Raw genomic sequence first — 17,056 nt, 5'->3', positions numbered from 1 at the left:
TGTGTTTTATAACAAGATGTTTGGTAACCCAATCCTCTATTAGTTTATAAAAATTTATCAAACTTACTTAATAGAGAGGTTATTAAAAAGCATATCTATTTCTATATAACCTTTTTAGGGTTATAGTAGGGCTTTTTCTTACCGACCAACAATATATTAGTACAAATAGAGCACATTTTAATCAGCTTGCTTGTATATTTTTATTATTGATAACATAACGGGAAGAGGTACTGCCATTTACTGTTCTAAAAATTTTCATATAGGACCAAAGAGAAAATTACAAATACCGTTTGATCTTCAATGTGCAACAAAAAGAACCATGCTGATAATCGAAATAACGTTTACCTAAAATTATCTCTAAAATATATTATGAACTAACCCTAATTCATAAAAGCATGAAGAATTATGGATCTATTGACATAATACAAGATATACCATTTTCAACTTTACTTGTTACATACTGGCTTAATCAGTAATTTAGCAAATCTTAGAGATTAGCTATTTAGTCGTAATCTCAACTAACAAAAACTTTTTTTTGTAAGGAACCTTTCCATGAAAAAATATCCTGAATACAAACAACTAGATTTAGTTCAAGTAGCACAAGAAATAAATGAATTTTGGCAAAACCACGATATATTTCTTGAATCTATTAAAAATCGTGAGGGAAAGCCTAGCTTTACTTTTTACGAAGGGCCGCCTTCTGCCAATGGAGAACCAGGCATCCATCATGTGCTATCTAGAGCACTTAAGGACTTGTTTTGTCGTTATAAAACTTTACAGGGTTACCAGGTGAAACGTAAAAGTGGCTGGGATACACACGGACTTCCTGTAGAACTGCAAGTAGAGAAATCTTTAGGTATCACGAAAGAAGAGATTGGCAAAAGAATTAGTATTGAAGAGTACAATGCACATTGTCGTCAAACAGTGATGCGTTATACTGACCAATGGGAAAAGCTAACGACCGAGCTAGGGTATTGGCTAGACACAGAAAATCCGTATATTACTTATGATCGCCAGTATATTGAGTCTGTTTGGTATTTATTGAAACAGCTTTATAGTAAAGGACTTCTTTACAAAGGATATAGTATCCAACCCTATTCACCTGCTGCAGGCACAGGATTAAGCTCGCATGAACTTAATCAACCTGGTTGCTATAGGTCGGTCAAAGATGTTACTGTAGTAGCACAATTTAAGCTTAAAAATGCTGAGCAAGACTATGTACTAGCTTGGACAACAACCCCCTGGACACTACCAGCCAACAGCGCATTGGCCATAGGAGAAAACATAACTTATGTAAAGGTACGTACTTATAACCCTTATACACATCAACTAGTACAAGTCATCTTGGCTGAAGCAGCCTTAGCACGCTATTTTACTACATCTCCTGATAGGGAAGCAGTGGCCCATTACCAACCAGGCGCATCTACTATACCATGGGAAATAATAGCAAAATATCAGGGTAAAGATTTAGTAGGGCTTGAATATGAGCAACTGCTGCCTTATGTACAACCTGTGAACCATACTTTTAGGATTGTATCGGGCGACTTTGTTACTACGGATGAAGGAACTGGTATTGTACATATAGCCCCTACGTTTGGAGCCGATGATATGCGCCTTGCACAAAAATCGAATATACCAGCTATCACAGTTGAACGTGATGGTAAAGCTGTACCCATTGTGGATAAGCAAGGGCGCTTTGTAGAAGAGATTACAGATTGGGCAGGCAAATATGTAAAAGAAGATTATGAACCTGAAAATATCCGTAACCAACCAGAATATAAATCAGCAGACGTACTCATTGCAATCAAACTTAAGCAAGAAAATAAAGCTTTCCTCGTAGCAAAATACGAGCATAACTACCCGCACTGTTGGCGTACCGATAAACCGATTTTATATTATCCATTGGATGCCTGGTTTATCCGTACTACAGCTTATAAAGATCGACTGATAGCACTCAATAAAACAATCAATTGGAAGCCCGCCTCTACGGGCACAGGCCGCTTTGAAAACTGGCTAGAAAATCTAGTGGACTGGAATTTGAGTCGTGATCGATTTTGGGGTACTCCATTACCCATCTGGCGTACTGAAGACGGGCAGGAAGAGCTTTGCATTGGTTCTATACAAGAACTCAACCAAGAAGTAGAAAAATCCATAGCAGCAGGTTTTATGGAACATCCGCTTCCTATAGATTTTGATCTACATCGTCCTTATGTAGATAACATTGTACTGGCAAGCCCTTCAGGGAAAGAAATGCATCGGACAACCGACTTAATTGATGTCTGGTTTGACTCTGGTGCTATGCCTTACGCACAATGGCATTACCCTTTTGAGAATAAAGAAACTTTTCAACAAAGCTTTCCAGCAGATTTTATTGCCGAAGGTGTTGACCAAACACGAGGTTGGTTCTTTACGCTCCATGCTATTGCGGTTATGTTATTCGATAGCGTGGCTTTTAAAAATGTAGTTTCAAATGGGTTAATTCTGGATAAAATCGGGAATAAGATGTCTAAGCGGTTGGGTAATTCTATTGACCCTTTCCAAATTATGCAACAGCATGGCCCTGACGCACTGCGCTGGTATATGATTAGCAATGCGAACCCTTGGGATAACCTTAAGTTTGACACAGAGGGCCTGGTAGAAGTAACACGTAAATTCTTTTCTACTTTGCAGAACACTTATAGCTTCTTTGCGTTATATGCCAACCTAGATGACTTTTTCTTTAATAAACAGTCCAACATACCTCTTAAGGGACGGCCAGAGATTGACCGCTGGATCCTTTCACGACTACATAGTCTCATTCAGTTTGTTACAACAGAGCTTGATGCGTATGAGCCTACTAGAGCTTGCCGCGCTATACAAGACTTTGTAGTTGATGATTTAAGCAACTGGTACGTACGGCTCAATAGGAAACGTTTTTGGAAAAGTGAACAAACTCAAGATAAAACAGCAGCTTACCAAACATTATATACCTGCTTAACAACGGTTGTACAGTTAGCATCACCTATTGCACCATTTTATACCGAGCGCATGTACAAAGATTTACAATTAGTACAACAAGAAGATAAAACTTCCTCTATACATTTAAGCGACTGGCCTGTTGTAAATACTTCAGCTATTAATTTAGCTTTAGAAGCTAAGATGCAACAAGCACAAACCATTGTATCTTTAGTGCATTCGTTGAGAAAAAAGCATAATCTTAAAGTTAGACAACCACTTACTAAGCTAATTGTCCCTGTTACAAACGAGGCTATGCAAGCACAAATAGAAGCTGTTGCTGACCTTATCTTAGCTGAAACAAACATCAAACAGATTACATACATAGCCCATACCAGTGAGCTAGTTGCTAAAAAGGTAAAGCCCAACTTTAAACAATTAGGCCAACGTTACAAAGCACAGATTAAGCCTATAACAGAAGCCCTTACTACGCTTACTCAAGAAGATATTCTCTTATTGGAAGCGCATCAAGAATTAATGCTCAATATAGGTAAAGATATGATCAGACTTTCTTTGGAAGATGTAATGATTATTTCGGAAGATATTCCTGGTTGGTCTGTAGCCAGCCAGGAAAGCATTACAGTTGCACTAGATATAACTGTTACAGATGCACTACGACAAGAAGGTGTTGCCAGAGACGTAATAAATAGGATACAGAACATGCGTAAGTCTATGGGCTTAGAAGTACAGGATAAGATACAGCTCGCTATAGCTTCTCAAGAAGACTTTGTAAAAGAAGCAGTTACAGTATACCAAACGTATATTTGCCAGGAGACACAAGCTTTACAGTTTACTGTATTAGAAAGCTTAACAAAAGGTGAGCAAGTAGAAATAGACAATTATGTGTTACAAATAAATGTAAAACTAGACACTGCTGGACAGTAAATAACTATTAGCGTAAACTAAGGGAATAATACCATAGCGATGTACGGGTTCACATGTCTACTACCTTTAAAATGAGCCAAAAACGCATATTTTATTTAGCAACTACCTATAAAAGCTATTGTTTATGGTTAGTATACGGTTAATTCTATAACTACCTCGTGTTTTATTCTTAGCAACCTTTATACTCAAAACAATGTATTTCTAGTATTAGTAGACCAGTGAACGCGTATGTTAAGCTTGTATAAACTGTATTACAAGTGCAAAGATGCAGACATATTGCGAGAAGATTTGTGCTGTGTCTATACTTAACGATAATTAATCCAGTTTAGATATGTATAGCTTCCTGATAAGCGGCAGCTACAGCTTCCATAACAGCTTCTGACATCGTAGGATGTGGGTGGACAGATTTAATAATTTCATGACCTGTTGTTTCTAGCTTTCTAGCAGCTACTACTTCAGCAATCATTTCTGTTACATTATGACCTATCATATGCGCACCTAGCCACTCTCCATATTTAGCATCGAAAATAACTTTAACAAAACCTGTTGAATCGCCTGCAGCATGAGCTTTACCTGAGGCTGTAAAAGGGAATTTACCTACTTTGATGCTATAGCCAGCTTCTTTTGCAGCTTGTTCAGTATACCCTACTGAAGCTACTTCTGGTTGACAATACGTACAAGCAGGAATGTTATGATAATCTAAAGACTCGGGTTCAAGACCAGCTATTTTTTCTACACATAAAATTCCTTCTGCAGAAGCTACGTGAGCTAGGGCAGGACCTCTAACGATATCTCCAATGGCATATATGCCAGGTACATTGGTCCTATAAAAGTCGTCTACTACTACTTTGCCTTTCTCTACAGACACGCCAACTTCTTCTAATCCTATATTTTCCAGATTGCTAACTACACCTACTGCAGATAATACTACATCACAAGGAAGAGTTTGCATACCTGTTTGGGAGTTAATTTGTACTTGGCATTGTCCGCCATCTCGTATAACGCCTATCACTTCAGTACTCGTATGAACGCTTATATCAGTTTGTGTAAGAGACTTTAAGAGCTGCTTAGATATATCTTCGTCTTCTAAAGGTAATATACGCGGCATATACTCTACTAAAGTTACAGAAGTTCCTATAGCATTGTAGAAATATGCAAACTCCACACCAATAGCACCTGCACCTACAATAACCATAGATTTAGGCTGTTTGGGTAGTGATAACGCTTCTCTATACCCTATAATATGTTGACGGTCAATAGGTAAATTCGGTAATGATTTGCTTCTGCTACCTGTAGCCAAAATAATATTTTTAGCCTGATAAGTAGTGTTGTTACCTGTATGGTCTTTTACTATTACTGTTGTACGCGTGCCAAGTTTACCTACTCCGTAAATTGTATCAATTTTATGCTTTTTAAATAAAGTTTGTATGCCTTTGCTCATGGTATTTGCTACGCCTCTACTACGCTGTATCATGCTAGTAAAATTAGGAGTAGCATCTTGGACTTGAATACCATAAGAAGCTGCATGCTTAATATATTCAAAAACCTGGGCACTTTTAAGCAGTGCTTTGGTAGGAATACAGCCCCAGTTAAGGCAAACGCCACCAAGTGCTTCTTGTTCTACTACAGCCACGCGCATGCCTAACTGCGCAGCTCGGATAGCGGCTACGTAGCCACCAGGCCCGCCTCCAATAATGATAAGGTCATAGGATGTATGCATAGGTACAACTAGGTTAAGGCTATGGCAAGAATTTTCTACCATAGCTGAAGTTATACAAAACTAACTTTTCGGAAGTATAAAAAAAAGTAAGAGGCTAGATAGATATAAAATTACTGCAAAGGAAGCATGGTAAATAATTGAATCTTGAAAGCCAATTCAGTATAGGACAATAACTTACCTTCCAGCTCAAATAGGTTAAAAAAACTGACTATCATCTTAGCGGGTATCGGTATACTACAGCTATAGGATGCTCTACTCTTTTGAATGGACACATTAGCTATGTTAGGGTTGCTAAATTTTTAAACAAGAGCCTCTTTAAAGCTAAGTGAACTTATGTTAAAAGTATGTACAGCAAAATCGGCAAATAATAGCAGGTATACTTATTATTCATAAATAATTCTATAGAACAAAAAAATCCTACACAGATGAGCATCTTTTTGCCTGTTAGCATTATTCCCATTTCTATTGATAGTTTAGCTACTTCTAAGTGGCTTCCTCTTGTGCAGCCCCATACAGTAGAGTATGATCATATTCACACATACATCTTGATATTGTGTTTGTTACATCTCCTTGTTTAGCAGCTTTTCCATACCATTCTTTTCCTTTAGCATAATCTTGAGTAATACCTTGTCCTTCATAGTATAACATGCCTAGGATAAATTGTGCTCTTGCAAGTCCTTGGTCAGCAGCCTTTTGATACCATGCTACTGCTTCCTGGTAATTCTTGTTTACCCCCAGCCATTATAATACATTCTTTCCAAATTATATTGTACCTCTGCATCTCCTTGGCTAGCAGCTCTTTCATACCATTTCAATGCCTTAATATCATTCTTCTCAACTCCCCAGCCCTTATGATACATATCGCCTAAATTATTTTGTGCATACATATTCCCTTGCTCAGCTGCTTTTTGATGCCATGCTACTGCTTGTTCTTCATCCTTATTAATACCTCGTCCATTGGCATACAGTATACCTAAGTTATGTTGTGCCCGTGCAAGTCCTTGTGCAGCAGCTTTCTGATACCATCCTACAACTTTAACATAATCCTTATCTACACTTTCCCCATATTGATACATCCATCCTAATTGATATTGTGCTTTTACATAACCTTGACCTGCAACTTTCTGATACCATTTGAATGCTTTTTGCTCATCTTTTATTACTCCTCGTCCATCTTACAATATGTTCCATAGGTATACCATCTTGCAACATCTGCCTAGCAATATGCTCAGCTCTTTGTTTATTCCCTTTTTTCAACCCTATAGCCTCCATCATTAGATAAATTGTACTAGTTTAGATTTAAGCTGACAAGCTGACTTTTTCTGAAATAAGTTTACAGGTTAAGCCAATACTATTTCTTGAATTCTAGTAGTTTATTCTTTTGGTGATCAATTAATTGAGACTTTCCAATTTACTAAGGGCAACTTTTGCCTTGGCATCACCTCGCCTCGCTGCTTTTCTATACCATTCTTTGGCTTTTGCATAATCTTTAGCGACTCCTTGTCCATTCTCATACATTCTTCCTAAATTGAATTGTGCATAAGCATATCCTTTTTCAGCTGCTTTTTTATACCACTCGACAGCTTTTGCGTCATCTTTTTCTACACCACGTCCATTATTATACATTATACCAAGGTTATTTTGTGCAGCTACATATCCTTGACTCGCTGCTTTTTCATACCACTCGACAGCTTCTGCATCGTCTTTATTAACTCCTTGTCCATTATAATACATCCACCCTAACATAAATTAACATTCTATATCGCCTCTCTCAGCACCAGCTTGTATTTCTTTATGGACTAACTGCAATAAAGCATCAGCTCGTTTAATATCTTTCTTAATGCCCCATCCATTGAAATACATTCTAGCTAGGCTAGCTTGAGCAATAGGGCTACCTTTTTCAGTTGCCGCCTGATACCAACTTACTGCTTGCTTATAATTTTGCTTAATACCCATGCCTCCTTCGTATATTACGCCTAAGTTATATTGTGCACCTACATGCCCTTGCTCAGCTGCTTTCTGATACCACTCTACAGCTTTCTTCTCATCTTCAGCTATTCCTTGTCCGTTAGCATAACTTACTCCCAGGTTAAATTGTGCTTTTGCATAACCTTGACCTGCAGCTTTTTGATACCATTTGAATGCTTTTTGCTCATCTTTTATTACTCCTCGTCCATCATCATACATACAACCTAGGATATATTGAGCTTCTGCATCTCCTTGTTTAGCAGCTTTTTGATACCATTCTACAGCTTTAACATAATCCTTAGTAACACCTCGTCCATTCTCATACCTCTGGCCCAGCATATATTGTGCAACTGCACTTCCCTGATCGGCAGCTTTTTCAATCTATTCTACAGCTTTAACATCATCCTTGGTAACACCTCGTCCATTCTCATACCTCTGCTCCAGCATATATTGTGCAACTGCACTTCCCTGATCGGCAGCTTTTTGATACCATGCTACTGCTTGTTCTTCATCCTTATTAACACCTCGTCCATTGGCATACATTATCCCCAAAACAAGTTGTGCTTCTGCATCTCCTTGATTAACTGCCTTTTCAATCCATTCTACAGCTTTAACATCATCCTTGGTAACACCTCGTCCATTGACATACATTACCCCCAAAACAAGTTGTGCCGCTGCATGTCCTTGATTAGCTGCCTTTTGAAACCATCTGAATGCTTCTTGTTCATCCTTATCAACACCTAGTCCATAATAAGACATATCTGCTAACTTAACCTGAGCAGTTATTATACCTTGCTTAGCTGCTGCTTGGTACCACTTGGCTGCTTCCTTGTAATTTTGCAATAGCCCTTTGGGATATTCATACATATATCCTAATTGATATTGTGCTTCTGCATATCCTTGGTTAGCTGCCTTTTGATACCATTCCACTGCTTCCTGATAATTTTTGTCTACTCCCCAGCCATTATAATACATTTTTCCCAAGCTATATTGTACCTTTGGGCACCCTTGTCTAACAGCTCTTTCATACATGGAGCATAATGCATATTGTGCCACTCTATTTCCTTGTATAGCAGCTTTCTCATACCATTGAGCAGCCGTCTGCTCATCCTTTTTTGCTACCCTGCCATTTTCATATATCCTACCTAACCTGTATTGTGCTTCTGTATGGTTTTGGTTACCAGCTCTTTGATACCATAATATTGCTTTTTCCCAGTTCTTAGCTAAATCCCATCCGTTCTCATACATCCTACCTAAATGAAATTCAGCAGGACCAGTAGTATGTTTATCATCAGCTAGGTCAATCATTAGAGCCGCTCTAGTGTCTCGGCCTTGAGTTTGATAGTGACTTGCCAAATTTCTCATAACATCACTATCCAGATAAGAAATTTTATAGTTCTCAATTTCATTTGCAATCCTACCAGCCTTTATCCAGTTTAATCTTGGGTTGTTTCTTACTTTTAGTATATCTAGATGTAACTTAGCACCTTTTAGCTTTGCTAATCCATCTATGGTTAGACCTGTATTACTAAGATCTAGGTAAATAAGACTATTAAGCTTTTCTAAATATGTTAAACTATTACCTTTAGATATAAGCTCATTACCACTTAAATCTAAATAGGTTAAACTGGGCATGTGGGGTACGCTTAAAGCATGTGCAATTTCCCATGTAGCACGCTCACATACATACGGCAGCATCAAAGATTGTAGGTATGTCTTGGATAAATCAGCCCTACCCTCACCATTTTGTAGTTGCTCACGGGCTTCCTTAACAAGCGAGTGAAAAACATAATAATTGCACTTTTTTAACCTATCCACTATAGCCTCCACTATAGTCTTCAAGGTTTCATCCTTTTCTTTCTCCACTGTTTTGCAAGCATATTTTACCAACTTTTCTAAATTGCTATTACTAGCATTATCAAGTGCTTTGGTGGTCTGATGATCAATTTCAAATTCTAAACGTGTATAAGTGTCTCCTGGTCTCTCAGTAATCAAAGATGCTGTATACGACTCAACAGCATCACTGTTGCTATTCATAGCTACCTCTATTAGTTTAGGTACCAATAGAACACCACCTTTACTTGCTGTACGTGCTAAGCTGGGTTTTGGGGATGTTCCTGTATTTAAAGAAATAAGATGGAAACGAGAATTTTGGTATAAGTTATCCTTAGCATATGTATAAGCGTAGAGAGCGGGATTATTCGCAGCAACTCCTCCATCTATAAAACAATATTTTTCTCCACTTATAGAACTAATCTGTGCTGGAGGGAAATAAGTAGGAGCTGCTGAAGTAGCCCTAGCAACATCCTTTACATAAAAGTTTTTGCTTGCACCATTTTTTGTATCAGAGCTTTTAAAAAGATAAATACCAGGTTTATCTGTATCATACGTAGTAATTAAAACAGGATCACATAAATCTTGTAAAGTTGCATTGCCAAAGTACTCTGTTAAAATATCCTCTAAAGGCTTAGGATTATATATATTAGATTTTGCTTGGCACAATAGTTTCCAAAGTTTGTTATTACCATAAAAGATTTTGCCTCCTTTATCTTTATATATTCCTGATACTATTTCCATATTATAACGTGGCCGATTGGTAGCAAGGTCTAAAATACGCATAGCTAAAGCAATAATACCACCTGTGGAAGTGCCTGCAATTAAGTCAAAATATTCACCTAAGCGCACATCAGGTTTTGGAGCAGATCGATCACCAAAATGATTTATAATTCTTTCTGCTAATACTTTTTCTATGTAATTTAACGCATCTGCTTCTAGTAGCCCTCGAATACCTCCTCCATCTAAACTTAAGATCAAACGAGGTGTGGACTTTTGTTGGTGCTCAGGCGAAAAGGCTGGTTGGATTGCTACCTGATAACCTTCTGTTTCAGTACTTCTGGGGGATTTTTCCTCTGTTTCTTCTTCTACCTCTTCTTCTCCTGGCAATACTTGCTTCCTGCTTTTTTTATCCTTACCTCCTCCCATTAAACCTGTGTGGCCTACATATACATACCCTTCCTGTTGGTTTTTAGGAAAAACCACATGAATGTTTTTCTTTTGAGCTTCTTCGTTTAAACTAGCTACCTGTGCTAGCTTCATTTCTTCCTCTATATACACAGGCACAGTATACGTTTTATCGAATCCCTGTGGTAAATTTTCTCCAACTTCCGCACGCAGTTGGTTTCCTTGCTGATAAAAAGTAACGATATGCCCTTCTTTGGTAATCGATTGTTTGCCTATTAGCTGCCGGACAACCCTCTCACTAACGTATTTTTCGCCCTCTTTTATTGGAAGGTTTGATGGGACATAAATATTTGTACAGCTTTGTAAGCATAGGCTTACAAATAGAATACACGCCATAAATTGACGAGCTACACTATAATGTTGCTTCATGTTAGTTAGAATAAATTGGAATTAGAATAAATTGAAAATTAAAGAGATAATCATCTAAAAATTGATTCCTTCGCTGTGCTTAGAGATCACAATTTTAAATGAGAATAAATTGATATTTGTTTGTAACTTATAAATAACCTTTTGAGTTGCAAACCTACACACTTCTTAGATAACTACCAACATTTATACAAAGCAAAATTTAAACTTGCTGTATGCCGCCATTCAGAAGTATTTTTACACAACAAAATTAAGTAACTCATGTTACGCAGCAAGGGTCATATTTTTTTTTGCAGTTCGGTAAAAGCTAGCTGGTTAGCTTTGAGAAGTGGCTTATACTTGAGAGCAAAATGGTTTAGAGAAGTTTTCAAGCCCAACAGCTCCAACTTACAATAGCCTACAATCAAGGCAAAGATATGGTTACGTTGTAGGCGCTCTACCTTAGTAGGTAATTTTTACAAGCTAGCATTTACTTTGATTGATTTATGGTACTCTTCTATAGGTCGCCATTTTCAGTAGGCTTGGCAAATGTAGCCAGCATCCTTTTCTATATCCATCATTAGTTACTAAGGTATAATGTACCCTGGGTAATATCTCCGTTTGTAAAGGACTTCTTGATGATCGCTATAGAGAAAGCAATATCTTTCAAGAATGATGCCTTTTTATCATTCTCCTCTAAGCTAAGTGAAGATAGAATATGGCACTAACCTTACTTTTTGGCTTCTATAGACAAAGCTACCAAGCGATTGGATTTTGTACCAAATATACACTCCTTCTTTAGCTGGTGATGGATTAGTTGCAGGTTGTCCTTGGTAGTAAGCCAACTATCTGCTAGCACGTACTCAAAGCTCACAAAATTCCTTACTGTATGGATGTCCTAAACCGTTAATTTTTAGTTATAGCCGAACGCACTTTGTCCTTTCCTGTTACTGGATAGGTAAAATGTAGCGCAAAAAGAGATAGCTAGGGTTATATCACCATAATAGATAAGGCAAAAAAGCAGGTTGATGCCTTTGACATAGCTACCTTTTGCATGGGAACAATGTCAACGGAGAGTATGATTATGACCTGTGTAGTGTCTTTCTTTTATCGAGTTATAATAAGCACCAGATCTGTTGGTTGCTCATATCGGCAGACATACTCTTTGACATAGCTCTACCACTGCTTGGCTTTAGGTTAATTCTTGTTTAAAAATCTACTGACCATATTATGGCTAAGCTGGCCATCTAAGATAGCATAGCAGCTAGGCTAGTAGCTGTAGCATACTAATTCTGGCTAAAGGATATGGATATAAATATCAAGCAGGTTCTGCTCCATACTTCCTCCTTTATCAATTCTTAGAAGGAAATAATATAAAGAGCTTTATCTCTCCTTTCCAATACATTTAGTGCATAAGGTGAGTAATTAATAAACTTATTATAATTTGGCTTGGGTAAATATCTCTTTGAAGAAAACTCTCTATTATATAGTTAAATATGCTGTTTCCTCTTTTCATTTCATTTAATGATAAGTTTTGAGGTACCTGATAGATTGTTCTCCAATCCCGATCTGTAATGCCATAACGAATAAAAATAAATTGTTTAGACTTTTCAGTTACTAATTGTATAATTTTATTTTATACTTTATAGTTATAGAAGAAAAAAGGGAGAGTAATATGGTAAGAGTAAGAAAGGTATAGTAATAAAATAAAAAAATGGCGACGACCTACTCTCCCACCTTTTGGGCAGTACCATCGGCGCTGTTGGGCTTAACTTCTCTGTTCGGAATGGGAAGAGGTGGACCCCAACGCTATAGTCACCTAATTTTTAAATTTCTTTATAAATAGTCTTTATAAGACAAATTAGTAAAAGTAAAAAGCGGTTGCAAAAGAAGCATTCGGGTAATTAGTATTGCTCAGCTTTGCCATTTCTGACTTTACACCTGCAACCTATCAAGGTCATCGTCTATGACCACCCTTAAGAAATCTCATCTTGGGGCGAGTTTCGTGCTTAGATGCTTTCAGCACTTATCTCTTACAAACGTAGCTACTCAGCGGTGCAACTGACGTCACAACTGATACACCAGCGGTTTGCCCAACCCGGTCCTCTCGTACTAGGGTCAGCTCCCCTCAAATTTCTAACGCCCACAACAGATAGAGACCAAACTGTCTCACGACGTTCTGAACCCAGCTCGCGTGCCACTTTAATGGGCGAACAGCCCAACCCTTGGGACCTTCTCCAGCCCCAGGATGTGACGAGCCGACATCGAGGTGCCAAACCTCCCCGTCGCTATGGGCGCTTGGGAGAGATTAGCCTGTTATCCCCAGAGTACCTTTTATCCTTTGAGCGATGGCCCTTCCATATGGAACCACCGGATCACTATATCCATCTTTCGATCCTGCTCGACTTGTTAGTCTCACAGTCAAGCACCCTTATGCTATTGCACTCTATGCACGGTTACCATTCGTGCTGAGGGTACCTTTGAAAGCCTCCGTTACTTTTTAGGAGGCGACCGCCCCAGTCAAACTACCCACCAAACAATGTCCTCCTGCTCTCAGGAGTGAGGTAACACATATATCAAGGGTGGTATTTCAAGATTGACTCCACCATGCCTAGCGACACAGCTTCAAAGTCTCCCACCTATCCTACACATGATATACATATTGCCAATGTTAAGCTATAGTAAAGGTTCATGGGGTCTTTTCGTCCCGTTGCGGGTAAGCGGCATCTTCACCGCTACTACAATTTCACCGAGCTCTTGATCGAGACAGTGCCCAAGTCGTTATACCATTCGTGCAGGTCGGAATTTACCCGACAAGGAATTTCGCTACCTTAGGACCGTCATAGTTACGGCCGCCGTTTACTGGGGCTTCAGTTCAATGCTTCGTCCGAAGACTAACATCTCCCCTTAACCTTCCAGCACCGGGCAGGTATCAGGCCTTATACTTTATCTTTCGATTTTGCAAAGCCTTGTGTTTTTGGTAAACAGTCGCCTGGGCCTTTTCACTGCGACCTCTCACTTATCCGAAGACAAATGAGGAGGCACCCTTTTTCCCGAAGTTACAGGGCAAATTTGCCGAGTTCCTTGATCAAGAATCACTCGTCCACCTTAGGATTCTCTCCTCAACTACCAGTGTCGGTTTACGGTACGGATAGCTAACAACGTAGCGATTAGAGGCTTTTCTTGGAAGTATGATTAGGGTCATTATCTGCTTTCCCGAAGGATTACAGTACTATCACCTTCAGCAGTTCCGGGGGATTTGCCTCCCAGACCTATACTTACTGGCTTCAACCTCGTATTTCGTCACGAGGCAGACCTTTCACTCCTTCGTCCCCCCTTCTCTATTATTAGCTAGTATCGGAATATTAACCGATTGTCCATCGCTTACGCCCTTCGGCTACAGCTTAGGCTCCGACTAACCCACGGATGACTAGCATAGCCGTGGAAACCTTAGTTTTTCGGTGTGCTGGTTTCCCACCAGCATTAACGTTACTTATGCCTACATTTTCTTTTCTAACCAATCCACGGCAAGTCTCCTTGCCGCTTCAGCTTTGTTAGAATGCTCTCCTACCCCCTATTACATGAAGTAATAGAGCCATAGCTTCGGTAATATGCTTGATGCCCGATTATTGTTGGCGCCCTGTCACTCGACCAGTGAGCTGTTACGCACTCTTTCAATGAATGGCTGCTTCCAAGCCAACATCCTGGCTGTCTTAGCAACTGGACTTCCTTTGTTCAACTTAGCATATATTTTGGGACCTTAGCTGATGGTCTGGGTTCTTTCCCTCTCGGACCAGGACCTTAGCACCCTGGCCCTTTCTCCTAAACAAAACTAATAGTATTCGGAGTTCGTCTAGATACGGTAGGATATTACTCCCCCTTATCTGATCGGTAGCTCTACCTCTATTAGTCTACATTTAAGGCTGCTCCTAAAAGCATTTCGGAGAGTACGAGCTATTTCCTAGTTTGATTAGCCTTTCACCCCTACCCACAGCTCATCCGAGGATGTTGCAACGTCCACCGGTTCGGCCCTCCACGCTGTTTTACCAGCGCTTCAGCCTGGCCATGGGTAGATCACTAGGTTTCGCGTCTAGCTTCTCTGACTTAAGCGCCCTATTCAGACTCGCTTTCGCTTCGGCTGCTCCTCTCAAGAGGATTAACCTAGCCAAAGAAGACTAACTCGTAGGCTCATTATGCAAAAGGCACGCCGTCACTCCATGATATACATCAGAAGCTCCGACCGCTTGTAAGCGTATGGTTTCAGGTACTTTTCACTCCCTTATTCAGGGTACTTTTCACCTTTCCCTCACGGTACTAGTTCACTATCGGTCTCTCAGTAGTATTTAGCCTTGCCAGATGGTGCTGGCTGCTTCAGTCGGTTTTTCACCGGAACCGACCTACTCAGGATACTAACTAACTTAATCTTGCTTACCTTGACAGGGCTATCACCTTCTATGGCTTATCTTTCCAGATAATTTAAGTTCACTCGACCAAGCCGTAATGTTAGTCCTACAACCCCACATCAGCCGTAACTGTTGTGGTTTGGGCTGTTCCGCTTTCGCTCGCCACTACTAACGGAATCACTAATTGTTTTCTCTTCCTCTGGGTACTTAGATGTTTCAGTTCCCCAGGTTTGCTTCTCTATTCAGAGATGAATCCAACTTCATTGGAATCGGGTTTCCCCATTCGGAAATCTGCGGATCAATTTGTATTAACCAATCCCCGCAGCTTATCGCAGCTTGTCACGTCCTTCATCGCCTCTGAGAGCCTAGGCATCCCCCATACGCTCTTGCATTACTTCTTTTCATTTTTGTATTAACTACAATGTCCAAATAATATTTGAACATCCTATCTAATACTTGAAATTGTTTATTCCCGCTTTTACTTTTACAATATGTCAAAGAACTTTTTTTGCCGCAATTAAAAATGCGCTTACGACAAACGCTTAATTTCTTAGTTCGTGAGATAATTTTATTATTTATCTCATTCGAATCTTTACAAAGGTATAAAAAAACTTTTTATATACAAGCAATTTCCAATAAAATATTTTTACTCAATTAATTTTACTTGTATTGACCTACAAAAAACTTAATTACTTGGTTAGCAATCCTTTATTATTACAATTAAATGACTACCATCTCCTCATAAGTTATTTTATATTTTTTAATTCTAATACAAATTAATGTATGTAGTTTACAAATACAATTAATCTATCTATTGTTAAAATATAGGTTTCAAACCTCTCTTAACTAATCATAAAGAAATTCTTACTATTCGATGTATAGGATAATCTATAAGAAGAGTGTAAGACAAAATATGATCCTAAAAAGTTTTATAATATGCTAGCTTTTTAAGCTTTTCAAATAGCCTACCTCTTGATTAGTTAAAAATCTCCATTTACTTCTAGGAAGTTCTTTCTTAGTAAGATTAGCATACATTACTCTATCTAAATTAATAATTTGGTAGCCGAGATGCTCAAATAAGCGCCTGATAATTCTATTTTTTCCTGAATGTATTTCTATTCCCAACTTACTTTCATCTCCTTGTACTATAGAGATACTGTCAACCTGTACAATACCATCTTTTAGACAAATACCCGCTTTAATGGCTGCTAAGTCTTTTGGTTGGATGGGACTTGCTAACTCCACTTGATAGATTTTTTTTATTTGATAAGAAGGGTGAGCCAACTTTTGGGCCAAGTCCCCATCATTGGTTAAAACTAAAAGTCCCGTTGTATTACGATCAAGCCTACCCACAGGATATACCCGCTCTTGGCAAGCACCTTTTACAAAATCTAAAACCGTTCTCCTACGTTCTGGATCAAATGCCGTTGTAATACAGTTTCTAGGCTTATTAAGAAGAATATAAACGTGTTTGTTTGGTTTTAATACTTTATCACGAAATTTTACTATATCAGTATTTTTTACTTGATAACCTAAAGTTGTTATTTTTTCACCATTAACAGTGATACGGCCAGCTTGTATGAGTTCATCCGCTTCTCTTCTAGAACAAATCCCGGCATTACTTATCCATTTATTTAATCGAACATAGTTAATTTGATCAGAAGCTACCTTTGAGGGATAAGAAAGAATTTTACTCATATTACTAGCCTGTTGCCTTATA

General features: G+C 38.7%; 10 protein-coding genes and 2 rRNA genes. 1 reads left to right on the top strand and 11 read right to left on the bottom strand.

From position 1 onward, the window contains the following. Positions 1-552 precede the first annotated feature (552 nt). Positions 553-3,879: an isoleucine--tRNA ligase gene (ileS, locus tag AASI_RS02220; RefSeq protein WP_012472615.1), complete on the top strand. Its 3,327-nt coding sequence runs from the start codon at positions 553-555 to the stop codon at positions 3,877-3,879. 325 nt (positions 3,880-4,204) lie between these two features. Here ileS and lpdA read toward each other — a convergent pair whose 3' ends face one another. The 11 genes from lpdA to AASI_RS02185 all read right to left on the bottom strand — a co-directional run bounded on the left by lpdA (position 4,205) and on the right by AASI_RS02185 (position 17,034). Further along, on the bottom strand, positions 4,205-5,599 hold the full coding sequence (lpdA, locus tag AASI_RS02215; protein WP_044282962.1) for a dihydrolipoyl dehydrogenase: 1,395 nt from the start codon (positions 5,597-5,599) through the stop codon (positions 4,205-4,207). A gap of 483 nt (positions 5,600-6,082) precedes the next feature. Next, a complete protein-coding gene (locus AASI_RS09285; protein WP_083758869.1) occupies positions 6,083-6,337 on the bottom strand; it encodes a tetratricopeptide repeat protein in 255 nt (84 codons plus the stop codon). Further along, on the bottom strand, positions 6,328-6,759 hold the full coding sequence (locus AASI_RS07565) for a tetratricopeptide repeat protein (RefSeq protein WP_262481541.1): 432 nt from the start codon (positions 6,757-6,759) through the stop codon (positions 6,328-6,330). The genes AASI_RS09285 and AASI_RS07565 overlap by 10 nt, the downstream gene beginning before the upstream one ends. Further along, the gene (locus AASI_RS09185; protein WP_262481533.1) at positions 6,749-6,871 is read right to left on the bottom strand and encodes a hypothetical protein; all 123 of its coding nucleotides are present in this window, start codon (positions 6,869-6,871) and stop codon (positions 6,749-6,751) included. The genes AASI_RS07565 and AASI_RS09185 overlap by 11 nt, the downstream gene beginning before the upstream one ends. 120 nt (positions 6,872-6,991) lie before the next feature. Continuing rightward, positions 6,992-7,345 (bottom strand): tetratricopeptide repeat protein, encoded by a 354-nt coding sequence (locus tag AASI_RS07560; RefSeq protein ID WP_012472612.1) that lies wholly within the window; start codon positions 7,343-7,345, stop codon positions 6,992-6,994. A gap of 3 nt (positions 7,346-7,348) precedes the next feature. Next, positions 7,349-7,948, bottom strand: coding sequence for a tetratricopeptide repeat protein (locus AASI_RS07555; RefSeq protein ID WP_262481540.1), 600 nt, complete (start codon positions 7,946-7,948; stop codon positions 7,349-7,351). After that, positions 7,949-10,957: a patatin-like phospholipase family protein gene (locus AASI_RS07550; RefSeq protein WP_012472610.1), complete on the bottom strand. Its 3,009-nt coding sequence runs from the start codon at positions 10,955-10,957 to the stop codon at positions 7,949-7,951. A gap of 706 nt (positions 10,958-11,663) precedes the next feature. Further along, positions 11,664-11,807 (bottom strand): hypothetical protein, encoded by a 144-nt coding sequence (locus tag AASI_RS08770; RefSeq protein ID WP_187146288.1) that lies wholly within the window; start codon positions 11,805-11,807, stop codon positions 11,664-11,666. An 838-nt stretch (positions 11,808-12,645) separates the two neighbouring features. Next, a 5S ribosomal RNA gene (gene rrf, locus AASI_RS02195) occupies positions 12,646-12,756 on the bottom strand. 61 nt (positions 12,757-12,817) lie between these two features. Continuing rightward, positions 12,818-15,737 (bottom strand): 23S ribosomal RNA (locus AASI_RS02190). Positions 15,738-16,275: 538 nt separating this feature from the next. Further along, entirely contained in the window at positions 16,276-17,034 is a 759-nt protein-coding gene (locus tag AASI_RS02185) for a pseudouridine synthase (protein ID WP_012472609.1), read from the bottom strand. Between the last annotated feature and the right edge of the window lie 22 nt (positions 17,035-17,056).

The sequence above is a fragment of the Candidatus Amoebophilus asiaticus 5a2 genome (assembly GCF_000020565.1).
Classification (GTDB): Bacteria; Bacteroidota; Bacteroidia; order Cytophagales; family Amoebophilaceae; genus Amoebophilus; species Amoebophilus asiaticus.
This window is presented reverse-complemented; position numbering and strand designations above follow the sequence as displayed.

Coding starts and splice junctions, on each gene's coding strand:
- AASI_RS07560 (WP_012472612.1), bottom strand. CDS start 7,345: ATGTTAGGGTGGATGTATTATAATGGACAAGGAGTTAATAAAGACGAT.
- ileS (WP_012472615.1), top strand. CDS start 553: ATGAAAAAATATCCTGAATACAAACAACTAGATTTAGTTCAAGTAGCA.
- AASI_RS09185 (WP_262481533.1), bottom strand. CDS start 6,871: ATGGAGGCTATAGGGTTGAAAAAAGGGAATAAACAAAGAGCTGAGCAT.
- AASI_RS02185 (WP_012472609.1), bottom strand. CDS start 17,034: ATGAGTAAAATTCTTTCTTATCCCTCAAAGGTAGCTTCTGATCAAATT.
- AASI_RS07550 (WP_012472610.1), bottom strand. CDS start 10,957: ATGAAGCAACATTATAGTGTAGCTCGTCAATTTATGGCGTGTATTCTA.
- lpdA (WP_044282962.1), bottom strand. CDS start 5,599: ATGCATACATCCTATGACCTTATCATTATTGGAGGCGGGCCTGGTGGC.